The sequence below is a fragment of the Salinisphaera sp. T5B8 genome (assembly GCF_040361255.1).
Taxonomy (GTDB): domain Bacteria; phylum Pseudomonadota; class Gammaproteobacteria; order Nevskiales; family Salinisphaeraceae; genus Salinisphaera.
The window spans coordinates 150,613-176,694 of record NZ_APNG01000006.1; the positions used below are offsets into that span (position 1 = coordinate 150,613).

21 protein-coding genes are annotated in these 26,082 nt (G+C 62.2%); 7 read left to right on the top strand and 14 right to left on the bottom strand.

Features of this window, described 5'->3' with window-relative positions; genetic code table 11:
• Nucleotides 1-81 precede the first annotated feature (81 nt).
• Nucleotides 82-972: a class A beta-lactamase gene (bla, locus tag T5B8_RS07395; protein WP_353177545.1), complete on the bottom strand. Its 891-nt coding sequence runs from the start codon at nt 970-972 to the stop codon at nt 82-84.
• A gap of 163 nt (nt 973-1,135) precedes the next feature.
• Here bla and T5B8_RS07400 point away from each other — a divergent pair, with 163 nt between their 5' ends.
• Nucleotides 1,136-2,311: an acetyl-CoA acetyltransferase gene (locus T5B8_RS07400; protein WP_353177547.1), complete on the top strand. Its 1,176-nt coding sequence runs from the start codon at nt 1,136-1,138 to the stop codon at nt 2,309-2,311.
• A 261-nt stretch (nt 2,312-2,572) separates the two neighbouring features.
• Entirely contained in the window at nt 2,573-3,838 is a 1,266-nt protein-coding gene (locus T5B8_RS07405; RefSeq protein WP_353177549.1) for a lipase family protein, read from the top strand.
• A gap of 101 nt (nt 3,839-3,939) precedes the next feature.
• On the opposite strand, the gene T5B8_RS07410 is transcribed toward T5B8_RS07405, so the two are convergent.
• The 3 genes from T5B8_RS07410 to T5B8_RS07420 are packed head-to-tail and all read right to left on the bottom strand — an operon-like array spanning nt 3,940 to nt 7,764.
• Nucleotides 3,940-6,216, bottom strand: coding sequence for a xanthine dehydrogenase family protein molybdopterin-binding subunit (locus tag T5B8_RS07410; protein WP_353177550.1), 2,277 nt, complete (start codon nt 6,214-6,216; stop codon nt 3,940-3,942).
• Nucleotides 6,209-7,270 (bottom strand): FAD binding domain-containing protein, encoded by a 1,062-nt coding sequence (locus tag T5B8_RS07415; RefSeq protein WP_353177552.1) that lies wholly within the window; start codon nt 7,268-7,270, stop codon nt 6,209-6,211. The genes T5B8_RS07410 and T5B8_RS07415 overlap by 8 nt, the downstream gene beginning before the upstream one ends.
• Complete coding sequence (locus T5B8_RS07420) at nt 7,267-7,764, bottom strand: (2Fe-2S)-binding protein (protein WP_353177554.1); 498 nt, start codon at nt 7,762-7,764, stop codon at nt 7,267-7,269. Before T5B8_RS07420 ends, T5B8_RS07415 begins: the two co-directional genes overlap by 4 nt.
• Nucleotides 7,765-7,881: 117 nt before the next feature.
• On the opposite strand from T5B8_RS07420, the gene T5B8_RS07425 reads away from it, so the two are divergent.
• The 3 genes from T5B8_RS07425 to T5B8_RS07435 all read left to right on the top strand — a co-directional run bounded on the left by T5B8_RS07425 (nt 7,882) and on the right by T5B8_RS07435 (nt 11,403).
• A complete protein-coding gene (locus T5B8_RS07425) occupies nt 7,882-8,493 on the top strand; it encodes a TetR/AcrR family transcriptional regulator (RefSeq protein WP_353177556.1) in 612 nt (203 codons plus the stop codon).
• A 106-nt stretch (nt 8,494-8,599) separates the two neighbouring features.
• A complete protein-coding gene (locus T5B8_RS07430) occupies nt 8,600-9,046 on the top strand; it encodes a hypothetical protein (RefSeq protein WP_353177558.1) in 447 nt (148 codons plus the stop codon).
• 353 nt (nt 9,047-9,399) lie between these two features.
• Entirely contained in the window at nt 9,400-11,403 is a 2,004-nt protein-coding gene (locus T5B8_RS07435; protein WP_353177559.1) for a methyl-accepting chemotaxis protein, read from the top strand.
• Nucleotides 11,404-11,693: 290 nt separating this feature from the next.
• Here T5B8_RS07435 and T5B8_RS07440 read toward each other — a convergent pair whose 3' ends face one another.
• The 3 genes from T5B8_RS07440 to T5B8_RS07450 all read right to left on the bottom strand — a co-directional run bounded on the left by T5B8_RS07440 (nt 11,694) and on the right by T5B8_RS07450 (nt 14,699).
• Nucleotides 11,694-12,827 carry a diguanylate cyclase gene (locus T5B8_RS07440; RefSeq protein WP_353177561.1) on the bottom strand — a complete coding sequence of 378 codons (1,134 nt, stop codon included), beginning with the start codon at nt 12,825-12,827 and terminating at the stop codon, nt 11,694-11,696.
• Between the two features lie 183 nt (nt 12,828-13,010).
• Nucleotides 13,011-13,925, bottom strand: a complete 915-nt coding sequence (locus tag T5B8_RS07445) for a bestrophin family protein (protein ID WP_353177651.1) — start codon at nt 13,923-13,925, stop codon at nt 13,011-13,013.
• Between the two features lie 159 nt (nt 13,926-14,084).
• Nucleotides 14,085-14,699: a TetR family transcriptional regulator gene (locus T5B8_RS07450; protein ID WP_353177563.1), complete on the bottom strand. Its 615-nt coding sequence runs from the start codon at nt 14,697-14,699 to the stop codon at nt 14,085-14,087.
• Nucleotides 14,700-14,849: 150 nt separating this feature from the next.
• On the opposite strand from T5B8_RS07450, the gene T5B8_RS07455 reads away from it, so the two are divergent.
• Entirely contained in the window at nt 14,850-15,749 is a 900-nt protein-coding gene (locus T5B8_RS07455) for a metal-dependent hydrolase (RefSeq protein WP_353177565.1), read from the top strand.
• 14 nt (nt 15,750-15,763) lie between these two features.
• On the opposite strand, the gene T5B8_RS07460 is transcribed toward T5B8_RS07455, so the two are convergent.
• Nucleotides 15,764-16,756, bottom strand: a complete 993-nt coding sequence (locus tag T5B8_RS07460; protein ID WP_353177567.1) for an NAD(P)-dependent alcohol dehydrogenase — start codon at nt 16,754-16,756, stop codon at nt 15,764-15,766.
• Nucleotides 16,757-16,887: 131 nt separating this feature from the next.
• Here T5B8_RS07460 and T5B8_RS07465 point away from each other — a divergent pair, with 131 nt between their 5' ends.
• Nucleotides 16,888-17,667: a DUF268 domain-containing protein gene (locus T5B8_RS07465; protein WP_353177568.1), complete on the top strand. Its 780-nt coding sequence runs from the start codon at nt 16,888-16,890 to the stop codon at nt 17,665-17,667.
• Nucleotides 17,668-17,734: 67 nt separating this feature from the next.
• On the opposite strand, the gene T5B8_RS07470 is transcribed toward T5B8_RS07465, so the two are convergent.
• From T5B8_RS07470 to hslU, 6 genes are all read right to left on the bottom strand, one after another.
• Nucleotides 17,735-19,708: an acetoacetate--CoA ligase gene (locus tag T5B8_RS07470; RefSeq protein WP_353177569.1), complete on the bottom strand. Its 1,974-nt coding sequence runs from the start codon at nt 19,706-19,708 to the stop codon at nt 17,735-17,737.
• 158 nt (nt 19,709-19,866) lie between these two features.
• A complete protein-coding gene (locus tag T5B8_RS07475; protein WP_353177571.1) occupies nt 19,867-20,745 on the bottom strand; it encodes a DUF817 domain-containing protein in 879 nt (292 codons plus the stop codon).
• 112 nt (nt 20,746-20,857) lie between these two features.
• The gene (locus T5B8_RS07480) at nt 20,858-21,709 is read right to left on the bottom strand and encodes a hypothetical protein (RefSeq protein ID WP_353177573.1); all 852 of its coding nucleotides are present in this window, start codon (nt 21,707-21,709) and stop codon (nt 20,858-20,860) included.
• A 236-nt stretch (nt 21,710-21,945) separates the two neighbouring features.
• On the bottom strand, nt 21,946-23,589 hold the full coding sequence (locus T5B8_RS07485) for a GIY-YIG nuclease family protein (RefSeq protein ID WP_353177575.1): 1,644 nt from the start codon (nt 23,587-23,589) through the stop codon (nt 21,946-21,948).
• Nucleotides 23,590-24,025: 436 nt separating this feature from the next.
• Nucleotides 24,026-24,385: a gamma-butyrobetaine hydroxylase family protein gene (locus tag T5B8_RS07490; protein ID WP_353177577.1), complete on the bottom strand. Its 360-nt coding sequence runs from the start codon at nt 24,383-24,385 to the stop codon at nt 24,026-24,028.
• Nucleotides 24,386-24,730: 345 nt separating this feature from the next.
• The gene (hslU, locus tag T5B8_RS07495) at nt 24,731-26,071 is read right to left on the bottom strand and encodes an ATP-dependent protease ATPase subunit HslU (protein WP_353177653.1); all 1,341 of its coding nucleotides are present in this window, start codon (nt 26,069-26,071) and stop codon (nt 24,731-24,733) included.
• Nucleotides 26,072-26,082: the final 11 nt, after the last annotated feature.

Below are 26,082 nucleotides of genomic sequence, written 5' to 3' on the forward strand. Positions count from 1 at the left end.
GGCAAGGGCGCGACACCGCACCCCGGAAAACCGTGATTATCCACGGTTCGAATTTAAAATACTGGGTTTACAAAACGTGTGTCATCGGTCGGGCTGCGCGTGCCATTGCGCGACTGTGGCACCCACATCAGCCAATACGCGATCGCGTTGGGTATTCGAGGCCTGCGAGCCGGTGTAATAAGTCGCGATGAGCAACGGCGCACCGCCATCAGGCCAGACGATGGCGATATCGTTGGCCGTGTTGTTGTCGCCGGAACCGGTCTTGTCGCCCACGGACCAGCGGCCAGGCAGCCCGGCACGCAGGCGCGCATCGCCGGTTTCGTTGGCCTGCATCCACGCCGCGAGTTGCTCGCGTGCGCCTCGACTCAACCGATCCCCCAGCAGCAGCCGCTGCATCGAAGCCAGCATCGCGCGCGGCGTGGTGCTGTCGTGATCGTTGCCCGGCGTGTAGTCGTTGAGCGCGGTTTCATAGCGATCCAAACGGGTCACTTCGTCGCCAATCGAGCGCAGAAAGGCCGTGAGTGCGGCCGGGCCATCGATGCTGTCGAGCATGAGATTGCCCGCGGTGTTGTCGCTCAAGGTAATCGCGGCACGGCAGATTGCGCCGAGCGTCATGCCGGTGCCGACATGCTTTTCGGTTTCCGGCGAATAGGTCACCAGATCGTCGCTGCCGTAAGCGATGTGCCGGTCGAGCGATTCTTCGCCGGCGTCCACGCGGGCCAGGATCATGGCGGCAGCCAGTACCTTGAACGTGCTGCACATCAGAAAGCGTTCGTCGCCGCGATGCGCGGCCTCACGGCCATTCGCGGTATCGCGCACGGCCACGCCCAAACGCCCGCCGTGGCGCTGTTCCAGCGCACGTATCGCCGCATCGAAATCGCCAGTCGGCGCGGCCAACAGCTTCGACAGGCCGAGTGCGGACAACGCCGCCCCTGAAGCACACTGTTTGAGCAAACGACGGCGCGTGGTCATGACAGATGTCCATTGTTCGACAGGGGCCAAGAGCTTATCGAAAAGGATGGCGCGACCAGACGAACGCACAACGCTTGCGTAAAGCGCCCCGCGCTCGTACAACGGAGCGCACTCGATACACGCCAGACATCGGCGTTCAACCCTTCAAGCCAAGAGAGCGCACATGGACAAGACAGTGGCGATCGTGGGCAGCGGTCATATGAAATTCGGCCGCCTGGAAGACAACCTCGAAGCGCTGATCGTGGCGGCCGTACGTGAAGCGGTGGAAGAATCCGGCCTCGCACCCGACCAGATCGACGCGCTCTATCTCGGCCATTTCAACTCGGGCCTCGTGACCGACGGTTTTGCCTCGTCGTTAATCCATCAGGCCTATCCCGAATGGCGCTTCAAACCGGCCATGCGGGCCGAAAACGCCTGTGCCTCGGGTTCCGCGGCCATTCATGCCGGCATGAACGCCATTCTCGCCGGCCAGGCGAAGACCGTACTGGTGGTCGGCGCCGAGAAGATGACCCATCGCAAGACAGCGGATGTGACCACAGCACTTGCCGGCGCCGGTTATCAGAACGACGAAGCCGAGAAGCAACTGAGTTTCCCACAGGTCTTCGGCGTGGCCGCACAGCAATACAACGAGCGCTATGGCAGCCCGCTCGATGCCATGGCGCATATCGCGGTTAAGAATCACGAAAACGCGCTACGCAATCCGCTCGCGCAGATGCAAAAGGCATTCTCGTTCGAGGCCTGCAGCCAGGTCAGCGACAAGAATCCGGAAATCGCCCCGCCGCTGCGCCTGACCGACTGCTCGCTGGTCACCGACGGCGCCGCCGCGATCGTGCTCACTGCGGCCGACAACGCCGCCAACTTCGAACACGGCGCGCGTTTTCGCTCTGCCGTTCACGTCAACGACTTCCTGCCCATGGGCCGGCGCGATTTCGTGTCCTTCGAAGGCCCCGAGCGTGCCTTCGCCAAGGCCCTCGAACAGGCCGGCGTGCGTCTCGACGATATCGACTTCGCCGAAGTCCACGACTGTTTCACCATTGCCGAACTGCTCACCTACGAAGCCATGGGCCTCGCGCCCAAGGGACAGGGCGCACGCGCGCTCGAAGACGGCAGCGTCTATCGCGACGGCCGCCTGCCGGTCAATCTGTCCGGCGGCTTGAAGGCCAAGGGTCACCCGGTGGGCGCCACCGGCGTATCCATGCATGCGATCGCCTATCGTCAGCTCACCGGCCAGGCCGGCGAACTGCAACTGCCCGACGCCGAGCTGGGGCTGATCTTCAACATGGGCGGCGCGGCCGTGGCCAACTATGTGTCGGTGCTGGAAACGCAGCGCGCCGGCTAGAACATATCTGCACAACCGCTCCTGGGCTCGCTAGCCTGCAAAGCCAGCCGCTCTGAACGGACTGGCCTGGCACACGAGCCACGCGCGATGACGCGCAAACGCCTGGGATCGCGCCTGCGCCGCGTGCGTATCGGCCATTGCCGATCGTAATCCTGTGCGCGCCTGCCGCACCGGCTGCACCTCGGCGTCGGCGCTCGGGTAAAGTTTGCTCCGCTCATAACCAACAAGCGTGCGCGCAGCGCCGATAACGAGGAGACAGCAATGGTTCGACGAGGCAGTTCATTAACTACGACATGGCTTGCGGCACTGGCTGCCGTGAGTACGACCGTGGCCATCGCACAGACCGCCCTGGCGGCCCCGGCCGATACGGCGCCCGGAGCGGTGGTATCGGAGTTCTATACACCACCCTCGCCCCTGCCGGGCGCCCAGGCCGGCGACGTGATTCGTTCGCGCGCACTCACCAACGATGCCGCGTTGCCCCACGCCGCCAGCAACCATCTGGTGCTCTATCGCTCCACCGATATCAACGGCGACCCGATCGCGGTGTCGGGCACAGTCGCCATTCCGCGCGGCGAAGCGCCGGCGGGCGGCTGGCCGGTGATCAGCTGGACGCACGGCACGACCGGCACGGCCGATGTCTGTGCGCCGTCGCTCAACGATGTCGGCTATCGCGACAAGGACTATGTGGATCGCATCAACAAAACGCTCGATCGTTGGGTGCAGCTGGGCTATGCGGTGGTCAAGACCGACTACCAGGGTTCGGGCACGCCGGGGCCGCATCCGTATCTGAACGGCGAATCCGAAGCACGCAACGCGGTGGATATCGTGCGCGCCGCCCGCGCACTCAGCGACGACCTGAGCACGAACTGGCTGGTCATGGGCCATTCGCAGGGTGGCCAAGCGGCGTGGTTCACGGCCGGGCGCGGCGAAGCCTATGCACCGGAACTGCATCTCGTCGGCGCGGTGGCGCTCGCGCCGGCCTCGCATCTGGAAGCCATCATCCAGTATTTCCAGGCCCACGCAGACCAGCCGGCCTCGCCGTTTCTGCCCCTGGTGCTGGAAGGCGCGGCGGCCTCTGCCGACACCGTGAACCCACAGGCACTGACCACGGACGCCGGCCAGGCGGTGTTGAAGCTGGCCGGAGAGCGCTGCCTCAACGGTCTGCGCAAACCCGATGCGCTGGGTGATCTCACCACCGCGCAGTTCCTGAAAGCCGACGCGAACTATCAGCCGCTCTACGATGTGCTCGATGTCTTCGGCGGCAGCGAACATGTCTACCCCAGCGTGCCGTTGCTGGTACTACAGGCCACCAACGATCGCATCGTGCCCAAGGTGTATACCGATCAGGCGGTCGCCAAGGCCTGCAACCTGGGCGCGCCGGTCGACTATCGCAGCTACACGATCGAGAACGCGGATACGCCGCCGGAGGGCCATCGCGGCACGGTCGAGGCCTCGTTCGAGGATGCGCGTGCCTGGATTGCGGCCCGATTCGCCGGTGAGGCTGCCGAGCCCAACTGCAGCGACTGAAGCCGTCTCGAAAGGCGTCGCCTTACCGTCGTCGACAGATAGCCAAGGCCGGCACCCACGTGATGGATGCCGGCCTTCTCATCGAACCGGCGCGGCGGCGTTCAACCCACCGTCGCGCCGTCGGCGAACATATCGGCTACCCGGATCGGGAAACGCCGAATACGCTTGCCGGTGGCATGCCAGATGGCGTTGGCGATCGCGCCGGCGCTGCCGGTCACGCCGATCTCGCCCACGCCCTTGATACCGAGCACATTCACGTGGGGGTCGTCTTCGTTGACGATCAGCGCTTCGATATTCGCCACATCGGCATTGACCGGCACGTGATATTCGCCCAGATCGGCGTTCATGATCCGGCCCGTGCGGGCGTCGGTGTCGGCTTTTTCGTGCAGCGCGAAGCCCAGGCCCCAGATCATGCCGCCGAAGAACTGGCTTTCGACCATGCGCGGGTTGATCACCCGCCCGGCCGCGAACGCGCCGACCATGCGCGTGACGCGCATCTGGCCCAGATCCGGATCGACCTTGACCTCGGCGAACACCGCGCCGTGGGCATGCATGGCATAGCGCTCGCCGACATCCGCATCCGCACGCCCGCGGCCGTGGCCGACGAGTTCGCGCAGGCCGGCGCGGCGCAGGATATCGGCATAGCTTTCGCTACGGGCTGCATCATCGCCGGCCTGAAGCCGGCCCCAGCGCGCCTCGACTTGATCGGCGGCCACGCCGTGCAGGGGTGACTCGACATCGGCGATGGCCATCTCGATGAGCCGGGCGATGGCATCGCGACCCGCCGCATCGATGGCGTTACCCACGGTCGCGGTATGCCCGGAGCCGCCGGCCACGCCGCCATCGGGCAAATCGGAGGTGCCGGCCCGAAACACGGTCTGATCGAGTTCGAGCTTGAGGCTGTCGGCTGCGATCTGGGCGAGTGCGGTCCAGGCACCCTGCCCCATGTCCTGGGCGCCGGTTTCCATGACGCCGGTGCCGTCGGCCCGGATTATCGCTCGTGTCTCGGCCTCGAACATGATCACCGGGAACGTGGCCGTACCCAGGCCCCAGCCGACGAGCAGACCGTTGTCGTCGCGCATCGAACGCGGGGCGAGCACGCGTTTGGCCCAGCCGAAGCGCTGGGCGCCCTGCGCATAGCAGTCGTACAGACGCTTGGACGAAAACGGCTTGCCGGAGATCGGCTCGACGTCGGCATAGTTGGCCAACCGGAATGCCAGCGGGTCCATGCCACAGGCATGGGCAGCCTCGTCGATCGCCGATTCCAGCGCGATGGAGCCACTGGCCTCGCCGGGGCCGCGCATGAACATGGGCGTGCCGGTATGCACGCGCACCGCATCGTGCGTGGTCGAGATCGCCGGGCTGGCATAGAGCGTATGCGAGATATTCGCGGACGGCTCGAAGAACTCGTCGAACACGGATGACGTGGTGCGTGCGTGGTGCGCCAACGCGGTGAGCTTGCCGGCGTCATCCATGCCCAGACGCAGCGTCTGGCTGGTGGGCGCGCGATGGCCGAGCGGGCCGTACATCTGCGCCCGCGTCGGCACCAGCTTGACCGGTCGCCCGACCAGCTTCGCCGCCAGGATTCCCAGGACCTGCGGGCTCATCAGTGCGCCCTTGCAGCCGAAACCGCCGCCCAGATAGGGGCTGCGGATGAACACATCGTCGGCATCGATACCGAACAGCCCGGCGAGACGCCCGCGCGCGATCGTCATCGCCTGGCTGGGCGTATCCACCGTGAGCTTGTCGCCGTCCCAAGTCGCGACGATGGCATGCGGCTCCATCGGGTTGTGGTACTGCGCGGGCGTGTCGTAGGTCGCCTCGACCCGCCGGGTGGCGCCGGCCAGCCCCACATCGATATCGCCGACATGGCTTTCGGCCGGCGCGCCGGGGCCGACGGCCTGGGGCACGAACGCCTCGCTATCAGCATGCATGTCGAGCTGGGCCGGCTCGATTTCGTACTGGGGCGCGAGCAGGGCCGCGCCCTCGGTCGCGGCTTCGAATGTGTCGGCGATGACCACCGCGATCGGCTGGTTGGCATAGCGCACGCGATCGTTCTGCAGCACGTCGAGCCGGAACATGAACGGGGTGTCACGATCGTCGGGGTTCTTGGCCAGCGGCGGCCGGTTTGCAGGCGTCATCACCTCGACCACACCGGGGTGTGCCTTCGCGGCGTCGACATCCAGCGCGACGACACGACCATTGGCGATGGTGGCCACCGCCATGACGGCATGCAGCATGGCTTGCGGATGATTGTCGGCCGCATAGGTGGCACTGCCGGTGACCTTGGCCACGCCGTCGCGGCGCTTGACCGGCTGGCCGATGCTCGCCTGCTGGCGCTGACGCGCGGGCGCGGTAATGGGGGCGAAATCAGACATGGGCGAGCTCTCCGACTTCGGTGGCAAAAGGCGCGGCGGGCAGTGCCGGCAACTCGCGCGGTGTACCGGCAGCCGCACGCGCGAGCACGCGGGCCACCACGTTCTGGCCGAGCTGGATCTTGTAGGCGTTGTCGCCGGACGGCGCGGCACCAGCCAGCGCTGCCCGGCCGGCCGCAGCGAAGGCCTCGATACCAGCGCTCGTGCCGATCAGGCCCGCTTCGGCTTCGTGTGCGCGCCACGGCTTGGCGGCCACGCTGCCGAGCGCGATGCGGGCATCCGTAATCGTGCCGTCGTCGTCGATCTTGAGCGCGGCGGCAGCCGAGACCAGCGCAAAGGCATAGGACGTGCGCTCGCGTACCTTGAGATAGCGCGAATGCCAGGCGAACGCAGCCGCCTCGCCCGAAAGGCGCACGCCGACGATCAGCTCACCCGGCGCCAGCACCGTCTCTTCGTGCGGCGTGTCCCCCGGCAGTTGATGAAAGTCCGTCAGCGCGACCTCGCGTACGCCGTCACGCCCGGCGATCTCGACGACCGCATCCAGCGCGGCCAGCGCCACACAGAAATCGGAAGGATGCGTGGCGATACAGGCATCGCTGAAGCCGAACACGGCATGGTTGTGGTTCAACCCGCCACGTGCATCGCATCCGGCGCCGGGCACGCGCTTGTTGCAGGCACTGGCCGGATCGTAGAAATAGGCACAGCGCGTGCGCTGCAACAGATTGCCGCCCACCGTGGCGGCATTGCGTAGCTGCGGTGAGGCGCCGGCCAGCAGCGCCTCGGCCACGGCCGGGAAGTCGTGCGCAAAATTGTCGTCGTAGGCCAGGTCGGCGTTTCGCACCAGCGCGCCGATACGCGCGCCGCCGCTGTCGTCGCCTTCGATCGTGTTGAGTTCAGGCAAATGGGTGATATCGACCAGCCGCGACGGCGTGACCGCCCCGCCTTTCATCAGATCGAGCAGGTTGGTACCGCCAGCCAGATAGGCGGCACCCGGCTCGCTGGCCGCGGCGACGGCTTCTTCGATGGTGGCCGGGCGGACATAGTCAAAATGATTCATGCCACACCTCGTTCCGTCTCGCGTGCCGTGAGGCGCTCGGCATCGAGCACTGCCTCGACGATGCCGGCATAGGCACCACAGCGACACAGGTTGCCGCTCATCTGTTCGCGTACCCGTTCCGGGTCCCCGTGTACGCGCGCTTCGCGCAGCAGGCCAATCGCACTCATGATCTGACCGGGCGTACAGAAACCGCACTGAAAGGCGTCGTGATCGATGAACGCCTGCTGCACCGGGTGCAGCGCCGCGCCAGTGGCCACGCCTTCGATGGTTTCGATGCGCGCGCCTTCCAGACTGGCGGCCAGTGTCAGACAGGCATTCACGCGCCGCCCCTCGACGAGCACGGTACAGGCCCCGCATTGGCCACGATCGCAGCCTTTCTTGGTGCCGGTCAGCATCAGGCGCTCGCGCAGCAGATCCAGCAGCGTGATACGCGGATCGTCCAGCGCGATATTGCGCCGTTCGCCGTTGAGAGTGATTTGAATGGACAGCGACATGCGCAGCCTCCGGTAAAATGAGCAGCAGGAACGGGGCCGTGACACGCGAACCGCGTGCGTTCAGGGCGTCAAGGCAATATACGGAGGCATCCTCCGCTTTGTAAAGATACGTTGACCATGGCCAGTAACGAGGTGAACAGAACAACGCGCCCGCGCGCCCAACGCGTCGATGCCCGCCGCAATCGCCAACGGCTGCTGGCGGCCGCACGTACCGTATTCGCCGCCGAAGGCGCGAACGCCAGTCTGCAAGGGATCGCGCGCGAGGCCGGCGTGGGCATCGGCACGCTGTACCGGCATTTCCCGGCGCGGGAAACGCTGTATACCGCAGTCTACGAAAGCGAGGTCGATCAACTCGCGGCCCGCGCCGCCGCGCTTGCCGACGCGCCCGATCCGGCCGCCGCCCTGCGCGACTGGCTGCAGGCGCTGGTCGCGCTGGTGGCGACCAAGACCGGCATGATCGCGGCGCTGGCGATCTCGGCCGAAACCAAATCGGCCGTATCGCAGGCCACCTCGGCACGGTTGGTCGAGGCGCTCGACGGCCTGCTTGCACGCTGTATCGCCCACGATCAGCTACGGGATGCGCTGGGCGCACGCGATCTGCTGCATGCCGTGGTCGGCATGTGCCTGATCCAGACCGAGCCGGACTGGCAGCAACGTGTCGCACCGATGATCGATGTGCTCATCGACGGGCTGCGCCGTGCGGATCGCGACTCGAGCGCGCGCACTTGAATACAGGCGCTGGCCGCTCCAGCGCAAGACTGGAAATCACGCGCCAAACCCCATAGCGTTGCGCGCACGACTCACCTGACAACCTGCCAATACGCAAAACGCCGCCATGAGTGAAAACGATCTGATCGAAGCCAGCCCCTGCAAACTGCGCAACGGCGACTGGGGCTGCAAGACCCAGGAGCCCGTTCAGGTCGGCGATAGCGTGCAGATCGTCACCCGCGCCAACAAGCAATGGCGCGCCGAGATCACCCAGGTCGTGTGGACCGACGGCCAGGTGTGTATCTGCGCGACGGCCAGCGAGAACCAGAAGTCGGCCAAACCGGATACCGCCGCCAAGCCCGCCGCGAGCAAAAACACCAAGACGCCGGCTAAACCACCGCGCGCTGCAGATGACGGCGCATCGACATTCGACAACGCTCCGCCGGCGCCGCCACGCACGGACGTGCCGGCCACCGACGATCTCGATGCCATGGCCGATCGCGCCGCCGAGCAACAGGACGATTTCGACGACATCATGAACGCGGCGAGTGAATTCGAGCGCGATCCGGGCTAGGCGCCCCTGATCGCACCGCCGCCAGTCATTGGCTGGGGGCGCGGTTGGCGCCACGGGCTCGCGACTGCCCGCTCGCCACGCTCACCTGCCGCAGTCATGCACCGCGCCGGCCGGGCCATCACCATGCGCCGGCGTCCGCGCAGGCAGGCACTTACCACGCGTTGCCTCGTAAAAACGCTGGGCAAGTCGCGGCAAGGCGTCACAGCCCAAAGGGCGCGGCAAAGCGTGCCGGATTAAACCCCCTCCGACTGCTGCCGATAGAAGCCTTGGATGAACGCACCTTTGGCATCAACGGCAACTGGCGAGATATGCCCGTGCTCGCTCGTCACGCGTCCCCAGCTCTTTCACCAAACATGACACATCTGCTGCATCGTATCGGGATCAGTCGCAAGTTCATGCTGGCACTGACTCTGCCCACGCTGGCCATGCTTTACTTCGCGATCACCGGGATCGTGCAACGCCAGCAGATGGTGGGTGACATGGACCGCCTGCAATCATTGACCGCCGTGGCTCAGCAGGCCGGCAACCTGGTTCACCAACTACAGCTCGAGCGCGGCATGACCGCCGGTTTTCTGGGCAGCCAGGGCCAGACCTTTGGCGACAAGCTGCGCGAACAACGCCCGGCCACCGATAGCGCGGCCGATTTGTTCATCGACCAGCTCGCCACGCTCGATGACAGCGCACTCGGCAGCGACCTGCGCGCCCAGATCGATACCGCCCGCCAGCGCCTGGATGAGACGTCCGCCATGCGCAATCGGGTGGATGCACTCTCGATCTCCCTTGGCGACGCGCTTGCCTACTACACCGGCACCAACGGGGCGCTCATGGGCGTGGCCGGAAAACTCAGCCATATCACAAGCGAAGCGCATGTGGCGCGGCCTATATCGGCCTACTACAAGCTGCTGGAAGCCAAGGATCTGGCCGGTATAGAGCGCGCCCTGCTGGCCAACGCGTTTGCAGCCGACCGGATGTCGCCTGCCCTGTATCGCCGATTCCTGGAGTTGATCGGTGCCGAAGCGGCATTTCTTAAAGGTTTCAAGACGCTTGCTTCACCCACCATGCGGCAACAGTACGAGCAGGCTGTTTCCGGGCCGGAAATCGAGCGTTTGAACGACCTGCGGGATCTGGCCATCGAACGCGCCGCCCAGGGCGGTTTCGGCGTCGACCCGCAGCAATGGTTCGCATGGCAGACGGTCAAGATCGGCCGGCTCAAGAACGTGGAAGACGCGGTTACCGCCGAAATCATGACCACTGCCCAGGCACTGCGCAGCGAGGCACGCCGCGATCTGTGGGTTTATATCGCCATCGCGGTCATCGCGGCGCTGCTGACGCTGGCACTCACCGTGGCCATCGTGCGTGCGATCGTACGCCCGCTCAAACAGGCGCTGCATGACATCACCCATCGCAATGGCGATCTGAGTCAACGCCTGGCGGTACCCGGCACCGACGAACTGTCGCAGCTTTACGTGGCCTTCAATCAGGCCACCGAAAGCACGGCCCAGCTGGTCAGAAATATCCAGCGCAGCGCTCAGTCGGTGGAAGTGGCCAGCGGCGAGATCTCGCAGGGCAATCAGGACCTGGCACAACGTACCGAGCAGCAGTCTGCATCGATCGAGGAAACGGCCGCCAGCCTGGAAGAAATCACCTCGACGGTACGTCATACCGCCGAAAACGCCGGCCGCGCCCAGCAGCTGTCGGATGACATGTCCGAGCAGGCCCGCCAGGCGCGGTCGATCGCCGACGATGCGCGTCAGGCAATGGGCGATATTCATAATGCCAACGAGGAAGTCACCGATATTATCGAAGCGATCGACGGCATCGCCTTCCAGACCAACCTGCTGGCGCTGAATGCTTCGGTGGAAGCCGCACGTGCCGGCGAGCATGGGCGCGGCTTTGCGGTGGTCGCCTCGGAAGTGCGCCAGCTGGCCAGCCGTAGCGCCAGCGAAGCCAAACGCATACGCCAGTTGATCGAGCGCAATGTCGCAACCATCGATACCGGTAACAAACTGGTGGGCGAAACCCACAGCACGCTGACTGCGATCGCGGAGCGCATCCGCGAGGTCACCGGTCTTGTCACCGATATTTCCGGCGCGACGAACGAACAGTCGCAGGGGATCGAGCAGATCAATCAGGCGATCGCACAGCTGGAGTCGGTGACACAGCAAAACTCGGCCCTGGTCGAGCAGGTGGCCGCAGCAAGCAAGTCGCTCGACGCGCAGGCCATGGAAATGGCGCGCGAAGTCGGCCAGTTTACCGTCGACGCTGGCGAGGCTGGCGCAACGCCCGAGCAGGCAGCGCCTGTCCCATCGCAGCACAGTGCGTCCGGCGCCGCGGCAGCTCAGCTCGCCATGGCGTGATCCGACACCGCCTTTGATAAAACACAGCGCAGCCCGACCAAGTTCGGGCTGCGCTTTTTTCTATGCACCATGCCGGCGCGCCCGGGTCCGCGACCAATCATTTGAACCGAGGCTGAGGCCGTTGCGACTGTGACGGGGATACGCAGCCACGCGATCGGCAAACCCGGGCTGGGCGCTTTCATCTACCGCACGCTTGCTGACCATCCCGCCGGCCTGATGCGCGCAATACGAGGGCCGCCTGTCGGCCGATCCCGCTTAGCGCTGCGCCGGACCGCGCGCCCTGGCCAGATTCAAGCCTGCAGAAACCCGCTGGTGGCCGTGTTGCGGCCTTCATCCTTGGCCCGATAGAGCGCCTTGTCGGCGGCATCGATTGGCGAGGCCAGGCATGGTTCGGCCTCGTTGCTGGCGCTTTCGAACTGGCTATAGCCGATACTCACCGTGACCACGGCCAGCCCATCCGGCCGGTAGCCATGCGGAATCGCCAACGCCTGAACGGCCGCGCGCAGGCGCTCGACCGTGTCGCGGATGTAGGCTCGGTCGGCCTGGGGCAACAGGATGATGAACTCCTCGCCGCCAAAGCGTGCAACCAGATCGAAATCGCGACGCGTGACCGACCGCAGTGCGGCACCGATCGACGCCAGGGCTTCGTCGCCACGCAAATGTCCGTAGTGGTCGTTGTAAAGCTTGAAGTAGTCGATATCGCAGAGCACGACGCCGACCACGGCGTCGGCCTTTTTCTTCCAGCTGGCCAGAAACGCGTCCACCGCGCGCCGATTGGGCAGTTGGGTGAGGGCATCGGTCGCACTCAGGCGGGCCAGTTCCAGATTGGAATCGGTCAGCTTCTTTTCCGCGAAACGGATTTGATAGCGAAACAGCGTCATGAACGCGCTTATGAGTGCGACGGCAGCCACCGCGCTGAAACCGAAGGCTACCGTTAGTACCGCATCGGGTACGACCAGGCGCGCTTCGGCAAACCCGAAGTTGCGATCGCATAGCCAGAAAAGCGTGACGTTGATCAGTGCCAGCGCGGCGAGCGTTCGGGTGTGTGCGCGCTCGAACAGCAGCGGCAGAATACTCACGATCGTGAAATAGAACAGATGCACGCCCAGATCGCGGCCGACATACCAGGTCACCATCACCAGATGGAGCATGGCCACGGTGACCACGAAATCGCGGGCGGAATCGTGCCGACGGCAATAATTCGCCCAGAGCGTCCAGGCATAGCCGGCCATGATCACGATATTGCTGGCGAACACGGGCGCGTAGTACGACAACGACGTCAGCCCGTAGAACAGCTGATACGGCACGGTGGTCACAAAACCCAACGCGGCGAGCTGATTGACGAGCATCACGCGGCGTCGCAGCGCCGGCGGGGAATCCGGCGCGCCCAGTGCCCAGCAGCGTTTGGCCCAGCGTGTCAGCATCGCGTATGCAGGCGCTCGCCTGCCGTTGTTGAGTTATGCAGTCGGCCCGGCCACGGGTCAGCCGGCCAACGCGAAACATGGGTCACGCGATACCGGGCCGGGTATCCGGGCGGCGCCGTCGCACGATTTATCGGCCACAGCCGCGGCGAATTGATGGGCCCGCTCGCCGGCCCGCCGGACGGGCTACCACAGCACCCCGTTGACCGGTTCGACCGCGGGTGGTGCCGGTCGGCCAATCGATTCCATCAAATCGATCTCGATGGTCGTACACATGGCCTCTAACGGCAGATCGTGGGCGTTGTTGGCAAACGGATCGACCAGTTCATCGCCAATATGCAGCGCGGCCAGAAACATCAACGCCACCAGCGACGAGCCGATGGGCGTAAAGATTCCCAGATACGGCGCAATGCCGATCGGCAGCAGGATACAAAACAGCCGCACGAACATCTGCGGAAACAACCGATACTGCATGGGCAACGGCGTATTCTTGATTCGCTCCATGCCGCCCTGGGCATTGGCGATATCTATATTCACGGCCTCCAGGCGCGACTGCTGGATGGTGTCGATATAGCCCTCCGCCCGCGCCTGGCCCGCCAGGCGGGCGTTTTCGTTGAGCAGGGCGTTGGCGGCGTTACTCATCTCCAGCATGCGCTCGGCGTCTTTCGCATCGAGTATGCGATACGCCGGTACCGCGCGATCGGTACCGCGTAGCTGGCAGCGCAGAACATGCACATAGGCCACCTGGTTGGTCACGATCGCTTCACGCAGTTCGCGGGCACGGGCGTCGGCGCTGTCGATGAATGCCAGCGCACAACGGGTGATATTGCGCGAGGCGTTGATCATCAGACCCCACAGCACGCGGCCCTCCCACCAACGTGCGTAGGCCGAATTCGACCGAAAACCGAGAAACAACACGATGCCCGTGCCAAACAGCGTGAGCGTGGTTCGCGACAAGGCGCTGGACTGAAAATCCTGGTAGCGCTCGGGCTGGGCGAAATACAGCAGCGTAATCAATACGTCCCAGACGAACATCCACAACAACGGCCACCATATCCCGGTCAGAATATGCCGGAACCCCGGAACGGTCGGAATAATCATGCGACAGGCGCGGACCTCGGTGCTCAAGCGATAGGCGCGACAGCCAAACGCGCTGCAGCGCAGCAATCGTTGACGACGCAGTTACTTGACCACAAACGAATGTAGACGTTCGCAACCCTGGACAGACCGCACGACCACCGCCGGCCCCGGCGGCGCTATTCAAGGCGCGTGACCCAACCGTGCGATCACCAGCGAAAACAGCCCGGACGCGGTTTTGAGCATGCGCTCGCGACGGTTGGGGTCGTCGATCAGGTCCAGGCCCATGCAAAAGACCTCGTTGACCATGATGTCGATGAGCGCACGCAGGTCGTCGTCGATATCCGCTTCGACGAGCCAGCCGAGCGTCTGAAAATCGACGATCATGTCCTCGCGGATCGCGGCCATGGTATCGACGACCCGCTTACGCAGCGGCCCCGGCGGGCCGTAGCGCTCGCGAAAGGCCACGGTGAACACCGCATCGTGCTCGAGCGCGAAATCGAAGAACCAGCCGACAACCCACGGCGAGGGCACTTCACCCGCGGGCACACGCATGAGCTCACGCCGCAGGCCCTGGCGCAGCTCGCCGACAAAGTCGTCCACGATTGCCAGCATCATGCCCGGCACATCGTCGAAATGGCGATAGAAGGTGTTGTGATTCAGCCCGGCCTCGCGCGCGACTTCGCGCAGAACGAGGCTGCGCGTGCTGCCCTTGCGCATGGCCAGCCGGGCCGCGGCTTCGATGAGTCGGCGTTTACCGCGCGGCGTATCGGCAGAGATCAGGCGTTGCGATGTCATAACAGGGTTTGACGAACAAGTATCCAGCTGGATACATTGAGTATCCAATTGGCTACATGGTAGAACGTATCGCCCGACGATACACGTTTTCCCATACGGCCAACCCGATAAACGATCGATACGACGCGCCACAGGTGCAGGAGATTTGTCATGAGCGATCGGCAAGCGCAAGTCAATATTCACGGCTCGGGCTACAGCGGACCGGTCATGCCGGAACGCCGCGACCTGCATTTTCTTCCGCCGGCCGACCGGGTCTGCGACTGGCACAAGGCCGGGCCCAACGTCACCCAGTTCATGAACGCCATGTCGCTGTTCTTCCCGGCCGGCGAGCGGCTGTTCATCGATGCCGTGCGCGCCTATCGCGACGACATCCCCGACCCGGATCTGCGCAAGGCGGCCACGGCCTTCATCGGCCAGGAAGCCATGCATAGCCGCGAGCACACCGAATACAACCGGGTCATGGATGCTGCCGGTCTGCCCGCAGGCGAGATCGAAGGCCGGGTCAAGGCAAAGCTCGACGAAATCAAAGAACGCGCGCCGCGTGTCGTACCGCTGTTGATGACCATCGGCCTGGAGCACTACACGGCGCTGCTGGGCGACGTCCTGCTCCGCAACCCGGATCTCATTGCCGGCTCCGAGCCCCACTACGAACGTATGTGGCGCTGGCATGCGCTCGAGGAAGTCGAACACAAGGCCGTGGCCTTCGATGTCTACGAAAAATGCGTAGGCCGCGGGCCCAAGGCCTATGCCATGCGCGCCAGCTACATGCTGTTGACCACCACCAACTTCTGGCCCCGCGTGTTCATGACCTACCGCGCCCTGGCCGCTGCCGATCCGGCCTGCCGCAAGGCCGGCTGGCGCGGCCACCTCAAGCTCGCCAACTACCTGTTCGGCGGCCCCGGCGCGCTGCGCAAGGCCCTGCCGCACTACTTTGCCTACTTCAAATACAGCTTCCATCCCTGGCAGCAGAACAACGCCCACCTGCTCGCCGAACTGGATGAAATCGTGGAAGCGGCGGAATCCGTCTACGCCAAACAGACCGCGCATTAACGGGTAATCGCAGCTCAGCCGGGCGTCACCGCGATCACGATCTTGCCACGGGCGCGGCCACTGCGGCTGCGCTCGTAGGCCTGCTGCGCCTCGGCGAGCGTAAACCTGCTGTCGATGACCGACCGCACCGCGCCGGCGGTCATCCACTCGCCGATGGTTTGAAGGTCCGCCGTCCAGGACTCGACACGCAGCAGCGAGGCGTTGCGCCGGCGCGAAAGCAACGTGCGCAATGCGGGCCGCGCATGGCCCATAGTGGAGATGAAATAGCCCGCTGGCGCCAGTAATGCGCCGCAGCTGGCCGGCGTTTCGTACGCGGTGACATCGAATACCAGATCGAACGCTCGCCGCTGGCCGGGTGCGGGCTGGCGATAATCGCCCGCGGTATAGTCGATGACCGCATCGGCGCCGAGTGATTGCACGAGCTCGATATTGCGCGTGCTGCACACGCCGGTGACATGACAGCCCAGTTGGCGGGCGATCTGAACGGCATAACTGCCCACACCGCCCGACGCCCCAATGATCAGCACCGACCGCCCGGGCCCGGCCTGACCCTTGCGCAGCCCCTGCAATGCGGTCTGGCCGGCCAATGGCACGGCCGCGGCCTCGATGAAACCGGTATTTGCCGGCATCAACGCGATGCGCCGCGTATCGATCACGGCATATTCGGCCAGGGTGGCGGTGCGCAGGCGCATATCCATGCCATAGACCCGATCACCGACCTCGAAGCCCTCGACGCCCGCGCCCAGCTGGACGATCTCGCCGGCCAGATCGTCGCCGAATAATGGCGGGATCAGACGCCGGCCCAGCGGCGGCGCGGCGCGCGCCAGGGTCAGATTGAGCTTCCAGTCTTTCGGGTTGACCGATGCGGCATGCACCTTCACCAGCACATCGTGCTTGCCCGGCACCGGCCGTTTGCGCTCGCCCAGGGTCGGGCGCACGCTCGGCCCGAATCCTTCAGGAATAATGGCTTTCATGAACACGGCAAGCGCGATGGTCGATGAAGACATCGTATCCCGGCCAGACCGCTGTCTGCAGGCGCCATAGCACTGGGCAACCATCGACCCGATCGGCGCGCGGCGCCTGCCTTGTAACAGCAGTTAGGCTGTATCTTGTTCACTGGCTTTCGTACGCCCCTGCCATGAAGAAGAATAACGTCGTCAGAACGCTTAGAAAAAACCTCAAACGCCAGGTCACGCGCCAGCTGGATTTTCACCGCGACCGCCGGGAATTCCTGTCCCAGATGCCGGCCGACGGCGGCGACTTCGCCATGGGGCCGACGTTCGCGATCCTGAATGAGAAGGATGCCGCCAGCGGCACCGCGCAAGGGCACTACTTCCACCAGGATATTTTCGTTGCCAACCGCATCTTTCATGCCGCGCCCGAACGGCATGTCGACGTAGGCTCGAGAATCGACGGCTTCGTCGCCCACGTAGCGGCCTTTCGGCCGGTGGAGGTCTTCGACATTCGGCCGTTGATCGCGAACACCCACAACATCCGGTTTCAGCAGATCGATTTGGCGCACGACCTGCCGGAGCACTTTGTCGGCTGCACGGATTCGCTGTCCTGTCTGCATGCCATCGAGCATTTCGGCCTCGGGCGCTACGGCGACCGTATTCAATACGACGGCCACTGCGCGGGCCTTCGCAACCTCACGCGGCTGCTACGCACCGGCGGTACGCTCTACCTGTCGACGCCCATCGGCCCGCAGCGCGTCGAGTTCAACGCGCATCGGGTGTTTTCGCTGAATTATCTGCTGGAATGGCTGACGCCTACATACGATATCCAGAGCTTTTCGTTCGTGGACGACGCGGGTGATTTTCACCCCTTCCAGTCGCTGGACGATCACGCAGCGGTCGAGTCGAATTTCGGTTGCCACTACGGCTGCGGCATCTTCGAACTGACCAAAAAAGCGCTATAAGACGCTTACCTTAAAGCACGCAACGCCATCAGGCAGTCGCCCCGAACACTGTCCGGGGCGTGGATCACTACGCGACCGCGGGCCGGTAGTTTCTGAAAAACGCCAGGCTGTCGGGGTTGGCCATGGCGTCGCGGCTCACGGCGTTTTCTTCATCCATGCCGAGCAGCAGCTTCTTGATCGGCAGTTCCATCTTCTTGCCGGTGAGCGTGCGCGGCACGGCCTCGACCGCCACGATCTCGTCCGGCGTGTGACGTGGTGACAGCTGGCGGCGGATGGCATCCCGAATCTCGGCGCGCAACGTGTCGTCCAGCGATACGCCCTCGGCCATCACCACGAACAGGGCAAGCCAGGAGGCACGGCCGAGATATTCGAGATCCACGATCAGGCTGTCGCTTATCGCATCGAACTGCCCTTCCACCACCGCATAGATCTCGCCCGAGCCCATGCGGACACCGTGGCGGTTGATGGTGGTATCCGAGCGGCCGTAGATCACTGCCCCGCCACGGGGCGTGATGCGTATCCAGTCGCCGTGGCGCCAGATGCCGGGATAGGTATCGAAATAGCTGCCATGTAGGCGGCTGCCGTCGGTATCGTTCCAGAAATACAGCGGCATCGAGGGCATGGGCTGAGTCACCACCAGCTCGCCCACGGCATCGTCGAGCGCCTGGCCGTCATCGTCGAAGGCATAGACAGCAATGCCAAGCCCACGGGCCTGCATTTCGCCGACCACCACCGGCTTGATCGGACAACTGCCGACAAACGCCGCCGCGATATCGGTGCCGCCACTAATGGCCGCGATCATGACATCGCCCACGGCGTCCATGATCCAGCGATAGGCATCGGCCGGCAGGGGCGATCCGGTGGACCCGACGCTCCGCAAATGGTGCAGATCCACGCATTCGCGCGGCACGAGGCCGGCCTTGCGACAGCCGGTGAAATAGGCCGCCCCGGCGCCGAAAAAGGTCATCTGCGTTTCTTCGGCAAAACGCCAGAGCGTCGCCAGATCCGGATAGCCAGGGTTGCCGTCGTAGATACATACCGTCGCCCCCACCAGCAGCCCGCCGATCTGCGAGTTCCACATGATCCAGCCGGTGGTAGAAAACCACATGAAGCGATCGTGCTCGCCCAGATCAAGCTGGAGCGCATGGCCCTTGAGGGTTTCCAGCAGCGCCCCGCCATGACCATGCACGATGGGCTTGGGCATGCCGGTCGTGCCCGAGGAATAGACCACCCACAACGGATGATCGAAAGCCACCGGCGTAAAGCTCAGCGCGACATCGTGGGCGACCAGCGCATGCCAGTCGTGGGCATTCTCGAAGCGAGCCTCGGGGTCGAGATAGGGCTGGATAATCAGCTGTTCGAGCGTGGGCAGCGACGCGCGCAGTTCGGCCACGACGGTCCGGCGGTCGTGATCGCGACCGCCGTAGCGATAGCCGTCGACCGCGATAAGCACTTTCGGCTCGATCTGACGGAATCGGTCGAGCACGCTGTTGCTGCCCATATCCGGCGAGCAGCTCGACCAGATCGCGCCCAGGCTCGCACAGGCCAGAAAGGCCACGATCGCCTCCGGCAAATTCGGCAGATAGGACACCACCCGATCCCCCGACACCACGCCCATGTCGCGAAGTGCATGGGCAAACGAGGCCACCTGGCGCTCGAGTTCGGCCCACGACATCGTCTCGAGCCCGCGCAGCTCCGAACGCGACATGATCGCCGGGCGTTGCGCGGCCTCGCCGTCGCGATGAAAACGAAATGCCTGCTCGGCGAAATTCAGCTGCGCCCCGTCAAACCAGCGCGCGCCCGGCATCACCGACTGGTCGAGCACCCGCGTATACGGGGCATGCTGGCGTACGTCGAAATACGACCAGATCGAGGCCCAGAAATCCTCGAGATGGTCCACCGACCATTGCCACAGGCTTTCATAGTCGTCGAACGTCAGACCGCGCTCGCGCGCCAGCCACTGCATGTAGTCGTACAGACGACTGGCCTGAATGCGCGCATCGCTCGGCTGCCAGATGATCTCGACCGGCTGTTCGGCCATGGACCGCTCCTCTCAATGTTGTTGTTATCGAAACGCAGCGTATCGAAGCCCCCCCATACGCCCAGATTTTCGTTTTCGCTTACCCGTATTGCGCCGCCGAGAGCGCTCAGCGTCGGCCGCTTCGGGGTCAGCTGACTTTTGACAGACGCGGCGGGGCGCTATTCGGGTATGTAGATACGCGCTTTGACGTGCTTCAGGTTGGCCACGATCGTGAATGTCATCACGATCAGCAAAGACCAGGAACTCCATTTGCCGATATGCACGACCGACCAGGCGCCGAGCTGATCGGGGTACTGCCACACGCTGAACAGCGTGCTGATATTTTCCGCCAGCCAGACGAAAAAGCCGATCAATACGAAGGCCACTAGCAACGGCATGCGCCGTTCGCGATCAAACGGCCGAAATATCACCACAGCGCGGGCGTACAAACCCAGCGCACAGGCGGCGATATACCAGCGGTAATCGCCAATGAAATGGTGGGTAAAGAAGTTGGCATAGATCGCCAGTGCGATCAGCGCCGCCATCCAGTACGGCGGATGATGCACCACCCGTAATTCCAGCAAGCGCCACGCCTGAATGATGTAGCTGCCGACCGCCGCGTACATGAAACCGGAAAACAGCGGCACGCCGAGCAGCTTGCTATAGCCAAAATCCGGATAGGCCCAGGAGCCGATGCTTTCGGACGTTTTGAACGCCTCCAGCGCGAAGCCGAGTACGTGAAACAACAAGATCGCCTTGAATTCGTCCCAGGTTTCGAGGCGCGCCCAGAGCATCCAGGCCTGAATCGCCAGCGCGATCAATAGCAGCAGATCGTAGCGCGGTAGACCGAGCACACCAGCCCGCGGCACCAGGAATATTGCCGCGAAGAACAGGCCCGCGAATAGACAGGCACGCGCTTCCTTGACGCCGAAATAGACGAACTCGACCACAAATCGCGCCACGCCCGACAACCCGCGCCATGCCTTGGGCGCCAACAGGTGATCGTCGAGCCGGCGAAGCCCGAATGCCGGCGCGCTTGCGGTAGACCTGTTCGTCATCGCCGAAGCTTAGCAAGCGCCATCGATAGGCGGCGCGTTATCCAGGCGACGGGCAAATAGCTCATCACGCTTTGCAGCAATCAACCCGCCCCTGCGTCGTTGAAAACAAGGCCTACGCTTTGCCAGCGAGCCGTTCACCGTAGCTGCTGGGCCTGAAGTTCGGGTCCAGTCGCTTACGCACGGCCAAGTAGAGCTTGTTGATGAGGTAACAGCCCAGCGCGACGATCGCGAAATCGGCGAGTATCGCCAGGAACAGGACCATGAAACCCGTTTGCAGCCATTTGTCGGTCGGGAAAAAATATAGATACCCCAACGCCCCGATGACAATGCAGCTAATCGTACCCGCGAACATGCTTATGCTCTCGCGAATCAAGTAGTACCGACCATGCCGATTAAACACGGTATCGATATCAATATAATCGGCGAGATAAAGAACGACCGCTTCCTTGTTCGTGTCAACACTTTCGCCGCCCGCTTTCTGCTTCGAGCGGGTTTCGATAAAAATGACGTCCAACTCGGTTTCGCGATACCCGTTTTTCTCGGTCGCCACAAAAGAAAGCAACGACGTGAAAGGCGGCAACCAGAGCGTGACGTCTCCGACGAAGAACTCTTCTGCTCGTGAATTCTTGACGCGATGCGTGATGTAGGTGACGGGACCTTTCACCGTGCACACCGTATTGCCCAGGACCGCACGCTTGCGAAGCCCCTGATTACCAATCCCGCGGCCGGCGTAAAGAGTCAGACCAACGGTCGGTATGCCCACAAACAATATGGCCAGAATTGCTCCGCGACTCAGCCCGAACGGTAGCGCCGCGATCAGTAGACACCCCAGGCCCAGGAGAAAGCCGCCAATCAGAACATAAGCACGAAGCTGGAGATTTTTGAGCACCAATACCTGCTTCGCATATGCCTGTTCATTCGCCGTGATCTGCCGCTCACCCTGAACAGTGACGCGCGCGTTCATATCGATCCTTTCAATCAACGGTTATCGGGTTGGCGGGTAGAATATTGCCATGGCTTCGGTATTGAAGTCCGCGAAACCTATCGCCGCAGGGTGGCTGCGCGATGGGTGACGACCGCTTTGTGCCAGCGCGATATCACGTGGAATTCAAGCGCCCCACCTGCGCTAATTAATTTAAAACTCGTAGTCTTAGATGCCCCAGACCGGGCAATTCTCGGTGAGAGGCTAGCTAAGTTCTATCAAGCGCCTGCTAGACGTCCGACTATTCTGTTAATGACCATTGATATCGTGCTGTAAGGCGCCTGAAAAAACTCGCGCCTTGGGTTAATACGGTACTGCTCAAGTTCTTGGTGACACAGCGATTCGGCTAATGCGCAATCCGGCACGTTCCACTCCTCCACCACCAAGAATACATCTGGTGAACTCGTCGTTCTAGACAACTCAGATGAACGTTTTTCCGAATTGCGTCGAGTTAGCCCGACCTTGAAGATATTCTTCGCGTGTGCGGCCGACCTCATCACATATATGATTCCTGGATCATCACCAACAGTGGCTAATTCTTCACTACGAGTTACCGTTACACCACCACTCGGTTCAGCTACCCAGCTCAACACCTTTTCCACCCATGTACGCCCGTGTATTGGTCTTCCGCCCTTATCCCGGCCAACTTCATGGATACCTAGTTTTTTCCAATAGCCCGATTTCTGCAGCACTAATCCCGGCGTAGCGATTGAACGCGACCTAGGAGGAAATACCTTGTCAAGAGCTATCGTGGCAACTGAGCGGGCTACTATTTTGAATTGCGGAGAACACAATTTTTCGACCTTTCGAAAACTTGACTTATTTCTATTTTCACCGAATTTTGTTTTATGACGCTCAAGACATATATCATCGTCATGGGCCGAAAAAAAATCCGGCAAATATAGAAGTATCTTACTCACCTCGAGAAGAGGACTGAATTCAATCAAACGCTCAGTGGAGCGTTCAAATTGACGCTCAAGCTCCGGCGAGATGAACTCTCCATTTAAGCTTGTATAGCAATCGGCATCGTCGGTAATACCAATATATGACCGTCCAGCATCTTGATAAACATATCGAGCATCGACTGTGGCGGTAGACAAATCAAACCGCGTAAGAAAGATAGTCCTCCATAACTGCACCTCTTCGCTGACAGGCTCAGCTCTAACCTTAAGGTCTTGATTTGGTATTATATGAGCTCTGTGAGAAAAAGTTCTTTCCGAGGCCGATAACTCTCGCAAGCGACTGCTTTCTGCGGCTAGATCACAATGTTGGCCGGCCAGCATCATTATGCTGATTTCATCACCGTACCTGACTAAAGACGCGCCCATAATAGAATAATCTTTGCCCGACCTAGATGAAAACTTATTCTCGCAAGGGTCACCGAGGGCGTTATAAGAATAGATGACACCCTCTTCTGTCGACGATTTTATATTAGAGCATTTAGATTCAAATGACTCTTTAGTAACGAAGTCTAAAAAATCATCGAAATTAAATATATGATCTTTTTCTTCAAGAATTTTAAATACGGATAAAGATGGTATAAATCTATTAAATGCCTCTAATACGTTAAATGATCCAGGCATATCTCGAAGGGAATACCGCAGCACCCTAGAATTGTATTCACCATGATACTCACGAAGAAGACTATCCATTAGCAGCCCGGCACCGGTACTCTGCTGAAGTTCAAATAAAGCGATAGCTTTCTCAAATCGCTTCTTGATCTTTTTCTTGTGAGCCGGGTCCCTGTTCAGTCGCTCAAGTTGTCTTTCAAAGTAGGGGCGCTGAGGCGAATCTTGAGCTGGAGCTGCCCAAAAAGCTATTTCACTTAACCTGCTGCTGCGATGGGAGTCAGATTTGCTCATAAGACTGTGGTTAGTTCTTCCAAGCGAGAGCCGATACTGAGTTACGAGGGTACTTTCAACCTCAGATATCCATTTAGGTTACCCCCCGGAAAGGCCTTTCGCGAGCCCAAACGGCCTTCACCCCCCCCCCCTTCCAGCTTGCCCGCTATGCGTACGACCGTCACCCCTAGCTAATCTTGGTGCCGACTCCTTCGTCGGAACATACCGGCAGCAAACCTAGGCCGTGAAACGGGTGGGTGAACCGCTTATGCCTGACTATGCGCGGAGCTTTCCAAGGTAGCCTACTGACCGCACAACTAGAAGTCGGATGGTGAACCGCGAGAACGGTCACTGTTTCGCCGCAAGGGATTTCTAACAGACGACATGCCCGGCGCTACCGAAGCTGATTACGAGCTCGAGCAGTAAAGACGTTTCTTAGAACGCCGGGCCAAACGCCCTAGTGCCAGAGCTTATCCCTTGAAGCTTCGGCGTCTTCCAGGCGCTTGAGGTAGTCGTTCCAGTTGTCTTCGTACTGGTCGCCCAGCTCGCGCAGTGTTTGCCAGGAGAAAATGCCGGTGTTGTGGCCGTCGTCGAAGTTGAGCTGAATGGCGTAGTTGCCGACCGGCTCTATGGAGGTCACGCCCACGTCTCGCTTGCCGGTGACCAGCTGCATGGGGCCGCCGTGGCCGCGGACTTCGGCAGACGGCGAGTACACGCGCAGGTATTCCAGCGGCAGCTTGTAGTTGGCGCCGTCGGGGTATTCGACTTCGAGCACCTTGGATTTCTGGTGCAGGGTAATGTCTGTCGGGGCGTCCATGGGTCACCTTCGTTTCGTTGAAGCTTTCGGGCGCGTTCTTTGGGCGGTCCGCGAATGAACGCAAATTAACGCGAATGGGAGACGTCGTGACAGCATCATCTCGTTCGGCGGCGCACCGCGGCTGGCGCGCCTTCGTCTGCGCTATCCGCGAATCTACGCCATTTAATCCAATTTCAAGCAGCGGTTGAATGGACGACGCTGTCGCTCCCGCAAGAGTCCGCGCTGGCTGTCTCATTTGCGTTCATTTGCGGACGATCCTTTTCACGAACGAACAAAAAAGCCGGGACAGGATAAACCCGCCCCGGCTTCGCAGACACGGATTGTGTCTGATGGCCAGCCTGTCCGCTACAGAATATAGCGCGACAGATCTTCGTCTGCGGCCAGATCCTTGAGCTTGGAGTCGACGTACTCGGCATCGACCTTGAGCGTTTCACCGGCCTTGTCCGGGCCTTCGAAGGAGATTTCCTCCATCAGCCGTTCCATGACGGTATGCAGGCGACGGGCGCCGATGTTTTCCGTGCCTTCGTTGACCTTGAAGGCCATTTCGGCGATCCGGTGCACGCCGTCGTCGGTGAACTCGATGGTCACGCCTTCGGTGTTCATCAACGCGCCGTACTGTTCGGTGAGCGAGCAGTGCGGCTCGGTAAGGATGCGCACGAAGTCTTCGGCCTTGAGCGCGTCGAGTTCGACCCGGATGGGCAGACGGCCCTGCAGCTCGGGAATCAGGTCCGAGGGCTTGGCCACATGGAAGGCGCCCGAGGCGATGAACAGGATATGGTCGGTCTTGACCATGCCGTACTTCGTGGACACGGTCGAGCCTTCCACCAGCGGCAGCAGGTCGCGCTGTACGCCTTCGCGGGAGACATCGCCGCCCGAGCCGCCGCCGGCGTCGGAGCGTTTGCAGACCTTGTCGATCTCGTCGATGAAGACGATGCCCGAGTTTTCCACCTGGTCGATGGCCTGGGTCTTGATCTGCTCTTCGTCGACGAGTTTGGCGGCTTCTTCATCCACGATCTGGCGATAGGCATCGCCGATCTTGATCTTCTTGCGCTTGGTCTTGTCGCCCTTCATGTTCTGGAACATGGACTGGAGCTGGTTGGTCATCTCCTCCATGCCCGGGGGCGCCATGATCTCGAAGCTCTGGCCGCCCTGCTGCAGCTCCAGCTCGATTTCCTTGTCGTCGAGCTTGCCTTCACGCAGGCGCTTGCGAAACACCTGCCGGGTGGCGCTGGATTCGACCGCCTTCTGGTCGGATTCGCCGGCTTCGTCCCAGGTAGTGGGCTTGGGCAGCAGCGCGTCGAGAATGCGTTCCTCGGCGGCGTCCTCGGCCTTGATGCGCACCGCCTTCTTGGCGGCTTCGCGGGTCATCTTGATGGCCACTTCCACCAGATCGCGGATGATGGAATCGACTTCCTTGCCGACATAGCCCACTTCCGTGAACTTGGTCGCCTCGATCTTGGTGAACGGCGCATTGGCGAGCTTGGCCAGGCGCCGGGCGATTTCGGTCTTGCCCACACCCGTGGGGCCGATCATGAGGATGTTCTTGGGCGTGATTTCGCCGCGGATGGATTCATCCAACTGCATGCGCCGCCAGCGGTTGCGCAGCGCGATGGCGACCGAGCGCTTGGCTTCGCCCTGGCCGATGATGTGGCGGTCGAGTTCGGCCACGATCTCGCGCGGCGTCATTTCGTGGCGCG